The organism is Paenibacillus sp. JCM 18996, assembly GCF_055392555.1.
The window spans coordinates 3,641,227-3,656,426 of record NZ_AP043884.1; the positions used below are offsets into that span (position 1 = coordinate 3,641,227).

A 15,200-nucleotide genomic window follows, 5' to 3' on the forward strand; every position below is an offset into this window, starting at 1 on the left:
ATTGCAACTCATCCTTCAGGCTGGAATATGGGTTTTCATGCACATATGCCTGGCAGGAAGGCAGTACTGTCACCATGGAAGAGGCCCGTAAAGAATGGGGAATATAAATGTTACGAAAAGGATCGTCCGGTTTTCCTCAGCCGGGCGGTCTTTTTCTGTATGCCGAGACCTCAGGTGATTTTTAATAAAAACCGGCACAGATTTATGATAGAATAACGGTGATACACTGTAATTGTTAAATTTAGTAAAACCACAAGTGTCCCGGAGGACGCGGCGGAGCTTATCGGGAAAGGAGTGTTTCTTTGTTTGGGATTGCTCATCTTCTTTTGAATATATTTTTTATATTAATATCGATCTTTATATATTTTTCATTTGGCTTCTATCTGAAAAAAAGGAATCGGAACGCCTTCATAATCGGCCTCCTCTCTAGTTTTACAGTAATTTTATGCATGTCATTTCCCTTTCAAATCTTCCCTGGATACATTTATGATTTGCGGATTATTCCATTACTGATTTCCCTGCTTTATGGCGGCGTCCCCGCTGGATGCGTTGTTCTCATAGTATTGTTTGCATACAGGCTTTATATTGGCGGCGACGGTCTGCAACTGACAGTGTTTGCATACTCTGCGACAACCGTTCTGACTTTGTTTTTCTTGCGCTCATACAGTAAACTTTCGTCAATAAGTAAAAATTTGGTTGGAGTGTCATTAGCCTTATTCGCTTCAGGGTTAGTAACGATTCTGAGTGTTATCAAATTGCAAAAAGCCACTGTACTAAATGAAACTTATGATTCGTTTTTTATCGGTTACTTTACCCTGCACGTCCTATGTATGTGGATGGCGATTTTTTTAATTGAGACAATGAGGGAAAATATAGAAATGCGGAATGAAATACAGCGTGCAGAGAAGTTACAGGTTTTGGGAGAACTTGCGGCAGCCATTGCACATGAAATTCGCAACCCTATGACGGTGGTAAGAGGATTTGTCCAATTATTAAGATCTCGAGCAACGAATGAAACGGACCTTAATTACGCAAAAATGGCAATTGAGGAACTGGATCGTGCCGAATCCATCATCAGCGATTATCTTGCTTATGTTAAGCCCGAAATGGAAAAGAAAGAAACGATTGATGTGAAAAAGCAGCTGATTAATGTAATCAATATTATGGAGCCCTATGTGAATTACAATGGCATTGAATTGAGTTACAGCCTGGAGGAAGCCTTGTTTATAATTGCTGATTCCAAAAAAATAAGTCAGGTTTTCATTAATTTAATTAAAAATTCCGTCGAGGCGATGGAAGAGGGCGGAATGATCCAGATCAATGGATATTTGAAGAAAAGATATGTAGTAGTTGATGTCATTGATACCGGGATCGGCATGACGAATGATCAAATTCAAAGACTGGGTAATCCTTTTTATTCCACCAAAGAAAATGGCACTGGCCTTGGGCTAATGGTAAGTTATCGAATCATTCAAGCCATCAACGGTAGAATTTATGTTCAGAGCGAAAAGGGCAAGGGGACTAAATTTTCCATATGGATTCCCTCTGTATCATGGGAGGCCGCTCCATAGCCCACCGAATTGACATACCAAAGATACGACGAATGAGCTGCCCGGCAGCTCTTTTTTCTGTCGACAAGAATGTATGCGATTCAATTTGTGTTCAACATGAGAATTTTTTAATTAGCGGAGGCAGCGATTATTTTAACCAGTCTCAAAGAATAAGCTTAGTAAGGACCGCAGGATACTGCCTGGCCCGATGCACGCCCTTGAAAAGGAAAGGGGAATCTGCCGATGAACCCTGTTTTGATAATCGAAGACGAGGAAAAAATCGCCCAGCTTCTTGAGATGGAGCTCTGTCATGAAGGTTTTGTCGTTGAATGCGTCTCTACAGGAAAAGAAGGGCTTGCGCGGGCGCTTTCCGGTAAATGGAGCATAATTTTACTGGATGTGATGCTGCCGGAAATGAGCGGTATGGAAGTGCTTCGCCATTTTCGCCAAACAGACGCTTTCACACCGGTCATTTTGCTGACTGCCCGTGACGCCACGCCAGATAAAGTCCAAGGCTTGGATCAGGGGGCAAACGATTATATAACCAAGCCTTTTGAAATGGAGGAGGTCCTTGCCCGGATTCGGGCCTGCCTGCGCAGCAGGACTCAGTGCCACCCTATCGGTGAAGACTTTCCTCTGCTTGCAGTCGGGGATTTGACGGTAAATCTGAAAACAAGAGAAGTCACCCGCAAGAATATAAAAATCGACTGCACGCTAAAAGAATTCGATCTGCTGCTCTACCTCATGGAAAACCATGACCGAGTGCTTACCCGTGAACAAATACTTAATAAAATATGGGGAAGCGATTTTACAGGGGATGCGAATGCAGTGGACGTCATTATCCATTATTTGAGAAAGAAAATTGATTATCCGTTCAGCGAGCCGCTCATTCAAACCTGTCGGGGAGTCGGATACAGCATCAAGGGCAGCGTGAAATGAGCATCAAGATCAAGATCGCAATAATAACTACTTTATGGCTGGTTGGTCTAATGGTAGTCTTCAATATCATAGTTTACTTCGCCTTCATACGGATTGCCACAGAAAGCGAGCAGGAGATCCTAACCGATAAAGCGAAACGGCTTCTTCAAAAAGCTGACCCTGCTGAGCTGTTAAAAGGCGGGGAGAATGAACTTCTTCACAGCTTTTTACCTGATTTAGGTTTTATTCGAGTGCTTAACTCCAAAGGCCAAATTATAGAAAGCGTACAAGCAGAGGATATAACGAGTCAATTGGAGCCCGAGTTCGTGGAAACATTCGAATCCGGGCTGTATAAAGAAGGGATTCATCGGGTTCTGGTCGTCCGTATTCCTTTTAAATCCGCAATTGGAAAACCAGCCACGTTAGAAATGGCGGAAGAACTGGATTCGTTGGAAGAGAATATTCACATTCTCATTTACATTCTTGTTATTTCTTCGTTGGCTGTATCAGCAATGAATGTCATCGGCAGTGTATGGTTATCCAAATTTATACTGCGGCCGATTACGGGAATGGTCCGTACGATGGAAGAGATTGAAAAAAGCCTTGTCTTCAGGAAAATCGACCTGCACCAAGGAACGAAAGATGAACTGAGCGGCATGGCCTCCACCTTCAATAGAATGATGGACAGGATTGAGAGCAGCTTTATCAGGCAAAAACAGTTTGTTTCCGATGCTTCCCATGAGTTGAAAACTCCTCTGACCATTATAGAAGGCTACGCCAGCATGCTCCGCAGATGGGGATTGAAGAATGAAAAAATCGGCAGGGATGCGGCGAACACTATCCATTCTGAAGCGGTGCGGATGAAGAAAATGACGCAGCAGCTGTTGGATTTGGCTTCTACCGAGAATGAGCCGGAGCTTTTGAATGAAAAGATCGATCTGGTTTCCTTTTGCAAGGATTGCACGGATATGCTCCGGAATTTGTACCAAAGGGAAATCGAGGTGCTTTCGACGTCCACAGAAATGTTTTTATGGGCAGATCCTCTGAAGATCAAACAGCTTCTGCTGATTTTGCTCGATAATGCGCTTAAGTACAGCAGCAGGGTCATTCAAGTCATTTTATCTGAGAAAGCAGCCGCGAACGGCGAACGCTTCGGTGTAGAAATCCGTGTAAAAGATCAGGGGATAGGGATACCCGAAGAAGACCAGGTCCGTGTTTTTGAGCGGTTTTATCGTGTGGACCCGTCGCGTGACCGGAAATCGGGGGGAACCGGCCTTGGGCTTTCCATTGCAAGCAATATTGTGAAGCTGCATAAAGGGACGATTGAAATAGAAAGTGCCAGAAATGCCGGTACCACAGTTATAGTTTTTATACCGGCGGCGCGGTAATTGATTACTCTGCAGCATCGGTGGGAAATGGTGCGGCAACGCACACACTTGAGCGCAAATCACGCACTTGAGGTCAAAGCAACGGACAAGACGAACAGGAAAAACTCCTGTTAATCTTGCCCGGATGTGCTGTTATGGATCCTTTTGCTGGAAAAGCTCCAGTTAATGTTGTCGAAAATGTCTCCTGCATGCTCAAGTTGCCGAATCACAGGGAGAAAATCCCGTTAAATCAGATACGTACATCCAAGCAAGCGGATTAGATGGAGCTTTTCCTGTTGCTTGATTGCTTGGCCTTGCATTTCAAACTTTAATTCAGCTCCCCTGATTAATATACATCGTTCAACCCGCGTCATGGCTGGCCACCCGGCCCGCATCCTTGTCGTTCTGGCGGGCGTGGCGGAGCAGTTCATCATAGTAACCGCACATGGCGACAAGCTGGTCATGCGTTCCCTGCTCCACGATCTCCCCGTTCTTCATCACGAGTATTCGGTCTGCGTGCATAACGGTGGAGAGGCGGTGCGCGATGACGAGCGTTGTCCGTCCTTCGGACACGGTCTGGAGCGCCTGCTGTACCAGCTGCTCCGTGTGCGAATCCAGATTCGCCGTAGCTTCGTCGAGAATAAGAATGCTCGGCTGGAACACGACGATTCTGGCAAAGGAGATCAGCTGCCTTTCACCGGCCGACAGCCCGCTGCCTCTCTCCGACAGCAGGGTGTCGTACCCATCGGCCAGCCGTGCGATCATCGGATGCGCGCCTACGAATTTGCACGCTTCCACCACCTCATCCCGTGTAATGTCGTCGCGGAACAGGCGCACATTGTCAATGATGGAACCGGAGAACAGGAACGGTTCCTGCTGGATTAGGCCAATCATCCGGTGCAGCTTGTGCTGCGGGATGAGGCGGATATCGACGCCGTCGATTTCGATGCTGCCCCCGTTAACGTCGTAGAACCGGTTCAGCAGGGAAATCATCGTACTTTTGCCGGCGCCTGTAGTGCCGACGATCCCGATCATTTCGCCGGGACGGATATGCAGATCGAGCTTCGGGATGATCGGCCGGTCTTCGCTATAACCGAACCGGATGCTGTTGCAGTCGATTTTTCCCTGGACGGTCTGCAGGTCTACATCTGCAATGTCCTTCGGATCCGCGTCCTTCACTTCGGGCCTGGTGCTGAGAATGTTCCAAATGCGGTCCATAGACACCATCGTTGACTGAAAAGTGTTCCACTGCATCGTAATTTGGTTAATCGGCTGGAAAAATTGGCGGATATAGCTGATGAACGCGTACAGCACCCCGTATTCGATTTTATGGTGAAAGAATGCCATCCCCCCGAGCCAAACGATCATCACCAGAGCCACATTGCCAAGAATATCGAAAGTCCGGTTGAAAAATACGTTGGAGCGAATTTCCCGCAGGTTGGCCTGCCAGTAGCTTTTGTTATGCTGGGTGAAGCGTTTGAACTGCTCTTCTTCCTGGTGAAAAGCTTGGATGAGGCCCATACCGGCCAAATTCTCCGCCAAAAATCCGATCATGCGGGACAGCCTGCTTCTTGATAATTGATATGTTGTTCTCAAATAAGTGCGGAACAGGATGGCCACGGCGGCGATAACCGGCAGCACCAGCAGGGAATACCATGCCAGCGCTGGATCCAGGCGAAACATGAATACGATTATGAGCACCAAAGTCAAACCGTCACGGATGACGCTGAGGAACACTTGGGTAAAGAATTGCGATATGGCTTCCGTGTCGCTGGATACGTTGGTCACCAGGCTCCCTGAAGAGAATCGGTCAAAGAAAGACATCGACAACCGGGAAATATGGTCGAACATGCTTTTTCTGATGCGGGCCACGATGCTCTGCCCGGCATGCTGCAGCAGATTATTCTGCAAATAAGTGAAAATAAAGCTGACCGAAGACAGTCCGCAATAAATCGCAGCGATCCCGATCAGGAAGCCTATATCCGTGTTTCCTTTGGATAAATGGTCGTCTATCGTAATCTTGACGAGGTAGGGTTGCATCAGATCCGCCGCAATTGCAAGTATAGTACAGAAAAAGATGGCGAGAAACGTTAAACGGTGCGGTGCGGCGTAGGCCACAATGGCTTTGAAAGCTTCCAGGCGTTTGCTTTGAACGTTGATCTTGCTGCCCTCCGCAGCGTTGCTAGACATGGTTCAACCCCTCCTCCTGGATGCGGTGCAGGGAAGCATACACTCCGCCGGCGGCGAGCAGCTGCTCATGTGTGCCTCGCTGTACGATCCTTCCTTTGTCCAATACGATAATTTCATCCGCATGCTGGACGACGCTGATTCGATGGGAGATGATCAAAGTCGTTTTATTTTGACGCGCCTTGCGCAGGTTGTGGAGAATCCGTTTCTCCGTGACGGCATCTACAGCGCTCATACTGTCATCGAGAATCAGTACAGGCGAATCCTTGATCAATCCCCTTGCGAGGCTTGTTCTTTGACGCTGGCCGCCCGAGAGGGTGATACCTCGTTCCCCGAGCCTGGTCTCGAAGCCTTCAGGAAACTGAACGATATTATCGTAAATCATTGCCTGCTTTGCGCCCCGTACCACATCGCTGAGAGGGGCTTCACGGTTGCTGAAAGCGATATTATCGTGAATCGTGGTGCTGAACAGGAAGCCGTCCTGCGGAACATAGGCAAGCTGAGTGCGCAGGCTTTCGAGCGTGATGTCCTGGATGTCCGTGCCGTCGAACAGAATCGCGCCTTGGGGCGGTTCGTAGACACGGAGCAGCAGCTTTACCAGCGTGGTTTTGCCGCTTCCGGTTTTGCCGACAATGCCGACGGTTTTGCCTGCTTTGATCTTCAGGTCGATATCCTGCAAAGCCTCATCCTTGGCGCCGGGATAAGCAAAAGAAAGATGACGGATGCGGATTTCTCCGAGATGGTTCAAAGGCTGTGCGTCTTCCGTTTCGCTGACGTCCGGCACCTCGGACAGCAGCCGGTTCACACGTTCGAGGGAGGCACGCGAGCGCTGCATCATATTGATGACGTTGCCGATCTGCTGGAGCGGCCCCATAATGATCCGCAAGTACAGCGTAATGGCGACGAAATTGCCCAGCGTAATTTGGTGCTGGAGTGTCAGGTACCCGCCAACCAGCAGTGAAACGACGAGAGAAATCGCTCCGAGCAGGGGCAGAAGGGCCTGAAACAATGAGGACAAACGCACCAGGCGAAGCTGGGCGTCCCGAATCGCGTCCACTTTTATGCCGAACCGGTGTCTGGATCTGTCCTCAGTGGCAAAAATTTTGGTTACGCGTATCCCTCCGAGCTGCTCCTCCGCCGATTCCGTCATCGAGGCCAGTGACTCCTGCACCTTCATCGACCGTTCGCGGATTCTGGGCCCGAAAAAGACGACAAGAAACGGAATCAGCAGCAGCGGGCAGATACAGATGGCGATCAGGTAAAAAGGGATGGAACTCAAGGCCATCATAACGATACAGGAGAGCAGCAGGAATACGGCATTCGTCGTCTGATTCACTCCGTTGGAAATCGATTCGCGGACCGACGTTACATCGTTCATCGCGTAGCTTAGCAGCTTGCCGATCCCTTGTTTGGAAAAATAATGCTCGCTCAGGCTGGAAAACTTCCGGAACAGTGTCTGGCGGGTGGTAAATTCGAACTTGCGTCCCATTCGCATAACAGTGTACTGCCCCAGTCCGAACAGAATGCCGTACGACACTCCGATGGCCAGCAGCAGAACGCTGTAGTGAATAATATCCGCTTTGTTCACGTCTCCCTGCTGAAGCGCATCCGTAAACTGTCCCAGCACACGGGGGAGAGCCGCTTGATCGATGTTGGAAGCGATAATGAGAATAACCGCCAACAAGTAGTAGGGCCAATGGTTTGTCACGAACTCTTTCAGCAACCGCCGGTCATCCATCCCCTTCATCTCCATTTCAGTTAAAGTCACCTGCGAAGTGAGGTATCTTTTCCCAACGCTTACCTCTCCCGGCGTACGTTGTGGCGCTCACGTCGGGAGGTCCGACTCAGACCCCATGCTGACTTGGAAGCCACTCCACGCAGATTACGGTAGCCCGGTAAAAACGGGTAAGAAAAAGGCAGGACGCCGGAAATCGCGCGTCATGCCCCTCTTTCCTATAGTTTCAAGATGTAAATTAACCAAGCTGTCTTGTAAGAAGTCCGGAACTCCTGTTCAATTCTGTTTTACGCCAAAAAAGCCCATTTGTCAAAAGAAATTTGAAAGCCTTTCCAAATTGCATTTGCCGCCAGCATGTTCAGAAAGGGGACCGGTAAGGCAGAAGAAGCCCGACAGCCCGTTTCATTGAATCGGGCTGTCGGGCTTCCGGTTACCTTAATTTAAGGAATCATCCAGGAGAATACGGTAAATTGCAAGTAAGTAATGACACATACCGCAAAAAGAAGGATAATGCTATGTTTCACCGTAAACCGGAAAAGGCTCGATTCGCTCCCTGAGATGCCTACTGCCGCACAGGCCACTGCAATGGATTGGGGAGAAATCATTTTTCCCATCACCCCGCCGCTGGAGTTGGCTGCAACAGCCAACACAGGATCCATGCCTACGCCGGCCGCGGATATTTTTTGCAAATTGCCGAAAAGCAGGTTTGATGATGTATCCGATCCGGTGATAAAGACGCCGAGCCAGCCCAGTATCGGAGAAACAAAGGGGAATAAAGCTCCCGTCGAAGCCAAAGCTTTACCTAAGGTGACACTCATGCCGGAAGCGTTGGTGACGTAAGCGAAACCCACGACAGAACAAATCGTTAAAAGGGGGATCTTCAATTCATTAATCGTTTCACCGAAAGTAATAATCCAGTTTTTCCAGGAGATTCCCAGTATGAACTTGCTCACGATCGCCGCGACAAATACGGCTGTCCCCGCAGCGCCAAGCAATTCCAGCTTAAACACGGCGGCAATGGGCTTGCCGTTTGATCCGATGATCAGATTATGGAGTCCGGGTACAGCCGGATGGTAGCTTAATGCATTGCCGAGCCAGTTTACCGCCTGAAGGAACCCGTTTGATCCTTTATATCCGCCAATTAGAGCACTTTTGAAACCGTTGACACCCCATAATGAGATAAAAACCGTAAGCACTAAAAATGGAGACCAGGCTTTGAAAATTTGGCCGGCTGTATATCGGTCGAAGGATTCAGCCGTTGCAGCAATAGCACTCTTTGCAGCCGCATCCACTGAATGCGCGCCAGCAGCTTCTGTTTGCCCAAAGCGAAAGATGGATGCCGGCTTCCAAACCTTTAAGAAAAAGGTCAAACAGAGGATCGACACCAAAGAGGAAAGAATGTCCGGCAGTTCGGGTCCCAAATAGTTTGAAGTGAAGAACTGACTGACGGCAAAAGAGACACCTGTGACCATAATCGCGGGAAGAACTTCCTTTGTTTTTCTCCATCCGACCATCACAAAAACCATGTAAAGCGGAATTAAAACTGAAATAAACGGCAGCTGCCGGCCAACCATCTTGGAAATGTCGGACACCGGTAATCCGGTTGGACCGGCAACTGCGGTGATCGGAATCCCGATTGATCCGAAGGCAACCGGCGCAGTATCCGCAAACATGCATAAACCGGCGGCATATAGAGGGTTAAATCCCAACCCTACCAGCAACGCTGCGCAGATAGCCACCGGGGCCCCGAAACCCGCAGCCCCTTCCAGGAAGGCGCCGAAGCAAAACGCAATCAATAATACCTGTAAACGGCTGTCTTCGGTAATCGAAACAATGGAAGATCGGATAACATCAAATTGCCCGGTCTTCTGTGTCAGCTTGTACAAGAAGACAGCGGTTACAATAATCCAGGCAATCGGAACAATTCCATAGACTGCTCCCTGCACTGCAGACATTACCGCCATGGGCGCCGGCATCCGATACGCTATAATGGCCACTGCAAGGGAGATCGCCAATGTCGCGAATCCGGCATAAATTCCTTTCATTCTCTTGACCGCCAAAGCCCAGAAGAAAAATAAAGTAGGCACAATGGCGACAAGGGCAGACGGGCCCAAGCTTCCGTTGATTGGCATAAAATTCTGTGTCCATGACATAATTATCACCCTCATCATAATTTATAAATCGTTTACCAGATATCCGGCATCATAGCTAGTCTTTAATACCGGATATGTAGAGCACTTCGTCAACTGACAAAAAAAGGTGCGGTGATAGGGTCATCAGATGAATTTGTGAAAGCGCTTTTCCGATAGTCATGATTATAAGACATGTTCACAGAACTGACAATATGCTAAATAAAAATTTTACAATCGAACAGCTTCGCTACTTCTGCAGAGCCTTCATAACCTGATCCAGATGCTTTTTCATCGAAAGCGAAGCTTTGTGAACATCTTGCCGGGCAATCGCCAGATAGATCTCCCGGTGTTCTTCGAACAACTGCCGCAACGATTGAGTCCCCTGCTCCAGCCATAACCTTCTGGAAACTTGCATCGTGCCATGAAGGGACTCGGACAATCCCTCCATCATTGTTTGCAAATAGGGGTTCTGAGTGGCTTTTGCAATCGCCAGATGAAAATTAGCATCATACAGTTGGCTCATCTCTTCATTCTCGACGGCGTCTTCCATTTGCCCAAGCATATTGTTTAATTCTTGCAGATTTTCCACAGAACGGTATTGAGCCGCTAACTCGACACATCCGATTTCCACGATGGCACGCACCTGCATAAGCTGAGACAAATTATCTTGGTTTGCGGATTTTAACTGTTCCAGTGTATTTTGCAGTGCGTTGGAAGAGACGAAGGTTCCTCCGCCTTGCTTGGATTCGATCAATCCATGGGCTTTTAAATAAGACAGCGCTTCCCGGATGGTCGACCGTCCTACCCGGTATTGCTTTGCCAGATTTTCTATCGTATCAATCTTCTGTCCTTGTTTTAACGTCCCGTTTTGAATTCTGCGCTGTAATTCTTCCGCGATAATCTCATAATTTTTTTGATTTAAATTCATAGTCCGCTCCTGTCCACACAAAAAAATGATATTAATAATCTACTATATTTTAAGAAATTATGATATACTCCAGGAAATGATCTGATGACCTGCTAACTTAATTTAAGGAGGCTATTGTGTGATTTCAGCAGAATTAAAACAAAGCTTGAAAACCATTGTCGGCGAGAAATATTATCTTGATACCCCGAACGAATTGTATGCGTATTCATACGATGCGACTCCGATTTTTCAAGCCATGCCTGATGCAGTGATCATCCCGGGTGCCGTGGAAGAGGTGTCGGAAATATTAAAATTGGCAAATGAACACGGTATTCCGATCGTACCCCGCGGATCGGGCACCAATCTGGCCGGCGGATGCATTCCTGTGGAAGGCGGAATCGTTGTCAATATGACGCGGTTCAATCAGATCCATGAAATTGATGCGAGGAATTTAACTGCTACGTTAGGGCCCGGGGTAACGACGGCGGATCTCCATAAAGCAGTGGAGGCCGAAGGATTATTCTATCCTCCCGATCCGGGCAGCATGCGGATTTCGACGGTGGGCGGGAACATGGCCCAATGTGCCGGCGGAATGAGAGGACTGAAATACGGGGTAACCAAAGATTATATAATGGGCCTCCAATATGTGCTCCCTTCGGGAGAAATTTTACGCTGCGGAGGAAAGAACGTAAAGGATGTCGCAGGGTACGATATGACCCGGTTGATGGTCGGTTCCGAAGGGACGCTGGGGATTATCACAGAAATTACAGTGAAGCTCGTTCCTTTACCTGAAACAAAAAGGACGTTGGTGGCTTATTTTCACAATCTGACGGATGCCGCCCATACTGTAGAGCGGGTAATCGCTTCCAAGATTATTCCTGCAACAATGGAATTTCTGGATCAGTCCACTATGAAAGTGGTCGATGAGTTTGCAAAGCTCGGCCTGCCGCTGCAAATGAAATCCATGCTGTTAATCGAGCAGGACGGGATTGAAGACCAGGTCATCCGGGATATCGAACGGATCGCCGAAATTGCCCGGAGCGAAGGCGCGGCCGATGTGCGATTAGCCCAGACGTTCGAGGAAGGCTCCAAGCTGTTGGCTGCCCGGCGCTCGGCTCTGGCGGCTCTTTCGCGGCTGCGCCCCACTACGATTCTGGAAGACGCTACTGTTCCCCGTTCCCGTCTGGCTGAAATGGTGGAGGAAGTTGAGCGGATTGCAGCAAAATATCAAGTCCGGATATGTACCTTCGGGCATGCCGGAGACGGCAACCTCCACCCGACTTGTATGACAGATGAACGTGACAAAGAAGAGATTCATCGCGTTGAGCAAGCTTTTGAAGAGATATTCCACTCCGCCATTCGTTTGGGAGGGACCATCACCGGAGAGCACGGAGTAGGGATGGCCAAAATGAATTATCTCCACCTCAAAGTAGGTGAGGGCGGAGTTGAATTAATGAAACGGATCAAGGCGGCATTCGACCCGAACAATATCATGAATCCCGGCAAAATATTTGCGAACAGCGCCCGTCGAAGAGTGGTGGTGAAAAAATGAGCATCGGCCAAAAACCTTCTTTTGAAACGCAAAATTTGAAATCCGCCCTTCTGAACAATTTCAACATGGATGATATTATGAACTGCATGCACTGCGGTTTTTGTCTCCCTTCCTGCCCCACTTACCGCGAAACGGGAATGGAATCCTATAGCCCCCGGGGCAGAATCGCATTGATGAAAGGAGTTGCCAAGGAGCAGCTGGAAGTCGATGCAGAATTTGAAAAAAATATGTATGCGTGCCTGGGATGCCGTGCCTGTGAAACTGCCTGCCCTGCCGGAGTCCCTTATGGGAGTATGGTTGAAACCGCACGTAAAGTCGTGGAAGACAAGAAGAAGAGCGAAAGACGGACTCCATTCATTCGCAAGCTCGTATTTGATAAAGTTTTTCCGCATCCGAAACGGATTCATGCTTTAGGCACAGCTTTATGGGCGGCCCAAGCAGCAGGGCTGCAGGGTTTGGCCAACAAGACAGGGTTAATTCGCATCCTTCCGCGGGAAATGGCGGAAATGCAGCACTCTGTAGATAAAATAGCCTCTCCGCTGAAACGCAAAAAACGAAGGGCCATTATGGCGGCCGAGAATAAATCGCTTTATAAAGTAGGCATATTTACTGGATGTATAATGGATGTTATGTTCTTTGAAACAAATGAGGCAACGGCCAAGCTGCTCACTAAAGTCGGATGTGATGTGATTTTCGTCGATAATCAGGCGTGCTGCGGGGCGTTGCATGCACATGCCGGGGAAAAGGATGGGGCGGTTGAGTTGGCGAAACGCAACATCGAAGCTTTTGAGAAATCGGGCGTGGACTTTATCGTGGGTAACGCGGGCGGCTGCGGAGCTGCCCTGAAGGAATATCACCATTGGTTCCATGATGATCCGGAATGGAAAGAGCGGGCGATGGCTTTTGTGGCAAAAGTGCGTGATGCCAATGAATTGCTTGCGGAACTGCCGCCTATTACGTTCAGTAAAGCTTTAAATATCCGGGTGACTTATCAGGATTCCTGCCATTTGGCTCATGGACAAGGGGTGCGCAATCAGCCCCGTCAACTGTTAAAGAGTATTCCCGGAGTGGATTTCGCCGAAATGCAGAATGCCGAAAGCTGCTGCGGTTCGGCCGGTATATATAACATCACGAACTTTGATATGTCGATGCAAATCCTGGACGGGAAAATGGAAAATGTCAGCAAAACTAAAGCCGACGTCATTGTGACATCGAATCCGGGCTGTTTGCTGCAGATGAAGCAAGGGATCATTCGGGCAGGCCTGCAGGACAGTATGGAAGCTGTGCATATTATGGACCTGCTATACCGGGCATTATAATTCGCCTTAAGGCTGTCGTGATAACATGACAGCCTTATTTATTATAGGTTCCCATCAACCCTCCGCCAACACAGTCGGCTGTTCGGCTTCGTTATGGCCGATAAACAGCCATACTCCCGCCAGCAGCACGACACCCGCAAAGGCTTGAATTGCGGTGATTTTTTCACCCAGCAGCAAGTAGGCAAGAAGGGTGGCTCCCACTGGCTCGCCGAGCACGGTCATGGACACGCTGGCAGGTTTCAAAAATTTCAGCAGCCAATTGAACAAATAATGTCCCAGAATCGTCGGTACGAGCGCAAGCAGCAGAAACACGCCCCAATCGCGAGCAGGATAACCTGCGAAGGGATATCCCAATGCGGCATTGTACACAGCGAGCACGCTTGCAGCGATGAAGAACACGACAAAGCTATAGACGAAGGCGGAAAGATGCGAGCGCAGGGAGCTGCCGAACAGCATATGGAAGGCGACCGCAACTGTGCCCAGCAAAGACAGCAGATCCCCCTTCAGAGCCCTGGCCGACAGACCGAAATCGCCCCACCCGATCAATAGGGCACCGCAAATCGCGGTAATCATGCTGAGCAGCGGCCACAAGCCCACATTTTGCTTGAACGCGATATAAGCCCCAAGCATTACAAGAATGGGCTCCAGCGCCATTATGGCGGTGGAACTGGCTACAGTAGTATAACGCAGGGAACCCATCCAGAACAGAAAATGCAGCCCCAGCGCCAATCCGCTAATGAACAGGTGGCCCCAGGTGCGCGGCTTCAGCTCTTTAATGGCAGGTATGTGTTTCCACACAAAAGGCAAAAGAAGCAGATTTGTAATATATAAGCGGTACATCGCGATGACCGAAACGGGCGCTTCAGACCAGCGGACAAAGATCGATGAGAAGGAAATGGCTGCAATCCCGATCAGCAGGATGAGCCACATCGGCATGGGAAAGCTTTTACCAGAGTTCATAGCGTATACTCCTTGGAGGTTAAAATGTTTAGTTGATCTTGCTCGCTGTACTTTTTCAGTATAAAATGATTGCAGCTTAAAATAAATGATTGAATTAATGTTATGATGCACAGTGTCTGACAAGCTGTCAGCGATTACAATCCATAGGAGGATCTGCGCATGATTAAACAAATAGGAACCGTAGCGGTGTATGTGGAAGACCAGCAGGAAGCGAAAAAGTTCTGGACCGAGCAGGTCGGATTCGCGGTGGCGGCGGAGCGGTCGATGGGGCCGGGAGGGTTCTGGCTGGAAGTGGGGCCGGAGGGCCAGAATACGCGGCTTGTCATTTATCCGAGAGCGATGATGAACAATTGGGCGGAGCTCAAGCCTTCCATCGTGTTTGAATGCGATGACATTCAGAAAACCTACAGCGAAATGTCCGCCAGGGGCGTTAAATTTCTGGAAGAGCCGAAGGTGATGCATTGGGGCGGTTTTGCCCGGTTTCAGGATCCGGATGGCAACGAATTTTTGCTGAAAGGTTAGCTCCTAGGGTTTGCGGCACTCTCTTTTTCCCAATGGAAGAAGGGGGTGCTT

The 15,200-nt window shown here is 48.8% G+C and carries 11 protein-coding genes; 6 read left to right on the forward strand and 5 right to left on the reverse strand.

The window, feature by feature from the left end:
- Nucleotides 1-302: 302 nt before the first annotated feature.
- The 3 genes from ACZ5N7_RS17880 (at nucleotide 303) to ACZ5N7_RS17890 (ending at nucleotide 3,856) form a co-directional block, all read left to right on the forward strand.
- Nucleotides 303-1,571 (forward strand): ATP-binding protein, encoded by a 1,269-nt coding sequence (locus tag ACZ5N7_RS17880; protein WP_464655974.1) that lies wholly within the window; start codon nucleotides 303-305, stop codon nucleotides 1,569-1,571.
- Between the two features lie 216 nt (nucleotides 1,572-1,787).
- A complete protein-coding gene (locus ACZ5N7_RS17885; protein WP_464659333.1) occupies nucleotides 1,788-2,489 on the forward strand; it encodes a response regulator transcription factor in 702 nt (233 codons plus the stop codon).
- Nucleotides 2,486-3,856, forward strand: a complete 1,371-nt coding sequence (locus ACZ5N7_RS17890) for a HAMP domain-containing sensor histidine kinase (protein WP_464655975.1) — start codon at nucleotides 2,486-2,488, stop codon at nucleotides 3,854-3,856. The genes ACZ5N7_RS17885 and ACZ5N7_RS17890 overlap by 4 nt, the downstream gene beginning before the upstream one ends.
- 339 nt (nucleotides 3,857-4,195) lie before the next feature.
- On the opposite strand, the gene ACZ5N7_RS17895 is transcribed toward ACZ5N7_RS17890, so the two are convergent.
- From ACZ5N7_RS17895 to ACZ5N7_RS17910, 4 genes are all read right to left on the reverse strand, one after another.
- Nucleotides 4,196-6,025, reverse strand: a complete 1,830-nt coding sequence (locus ACZ5N7_RS17895) for an ABC transporter ATP-binding protein (protein ID WP_464655976.1) — start codon at nucleotides 6,023-6,025, stop codon at nucleotides 4,196-4,198.
- Nucleotides 6,018-7,760, reverse strand: coding sequence for an ABC transporter ATP-binding protein (locus tag ACZ5N7_RS17900; protein WP_464659335.1), 1,743 nt, complete (start codon nucleotides 7,758-7,760; stop codon nucleotides 6,018-6,020). Before ACZ5N7_RS17900 ends, ACZ5N7_RS17895 begins: the two co-directional genes overlap by 8 nt.
- 437 nt (nucleotides 7,761-8,197) lie before the next feature.
- A complete protein-coding gene (locus tag ACZ5N7_RS17905) occupies nucleotides 8,198-9,910 on the reverse strand; it encodes an L-lactate permease (RefSeq protein ID WP_464655977.1) in 1,713 nt (570 codons plus the stop codon).
- A 226-nt stretch (nucleotides 9,911-10,136) separates the two neighbouring features.
- The gene (locus ACZ5N7_RS17910) at nucleotides 10,137-10,817 is read right to left on the reverse strand and encodes a FadR/GntR family transcriptional regulator (protein ID WP_464655978.1); all 681 of its coding nucleotides are present in this window, start codon (nucleotides 10,815-10,817) and stop codon (nucleotides 10,137-10,139) included.
- 118 nt (nucleotides 10,818-10,935) lie between these two features.
- On the opposite strand from ACZ5N7_RS17910, the gene ACZ5N7_RS17915 reads away from it, so the two are divergent.
- Together ACZ5N7_RS17915 and ACZ5N7_RS17920 are read left to right on the forward strand one after the other, a co-directional pair.
- Complete coding sequence (locus ACZ5N7_RS17915) at nucleotides 10,936-12,348, forward strand: FAD-binding oxidoreductase (RefSeq protein ID WP_464655979.1); 1,413 nt, start codon at nucleotides 10,936-10,938, stop codon at nucleotides 12,346-12,348.
- Nucleotides 12,345-13,667 carry a (Fe-S)-binding protein gene (locus tag ACZ5N7_RS17920; RefSeq protein WP_464655980.1) on the forward strand — a complete coding sequence of 441 codons (1,323 nt, stop codon included), beginning with the start codon at nucleotides 12,345-12,347 and terminating at the stop codon, nucleotides 13,665-13,667. The genes ACZ5N7_RS17915 and ACZ5N7_RS17920 overlap by 4 nt, the downstream gene beginning before the upstream one ends.
- A gap of 54 nt (nucleotides 13,668-13,721) precedes the next feature.
- Here the strand turns inward: ACZ5N7_RS17920 and ACZ5N7_RS17925 are convergent, their stop codons facing one another.
- A complete protein-coding gene (locus tag ACZ5N7_RS17925; RefSeq protein ID WP_464655981.1) occupies nucleotides 13,722-14,627 on the reverse strand; it encodes a DMT family transporter in 906 nt (301 codons plus the stop codon).
- 159 nt (nucleotides 14,628-14,786) lie between these two features.
- On the opposite strand from ACZ5N7_RS17925, the gene ACZ5N7_RS17930 reads away from it, so the two are divergent.
- Nucleotides 14,787-15,149, forward strand: coding sequence for a VOC family protein (locus ACZ5N7_RS17930; RefSeq protein ID WP_464655982.1), 363 nt, complete (start codon nucleotides 14,787-14,789; stop codon nucleotides 15,147-15,149).
- The last annotated feature ends 51 nt before the right edge of the window (nucleotides 15,150-15,200 follow it).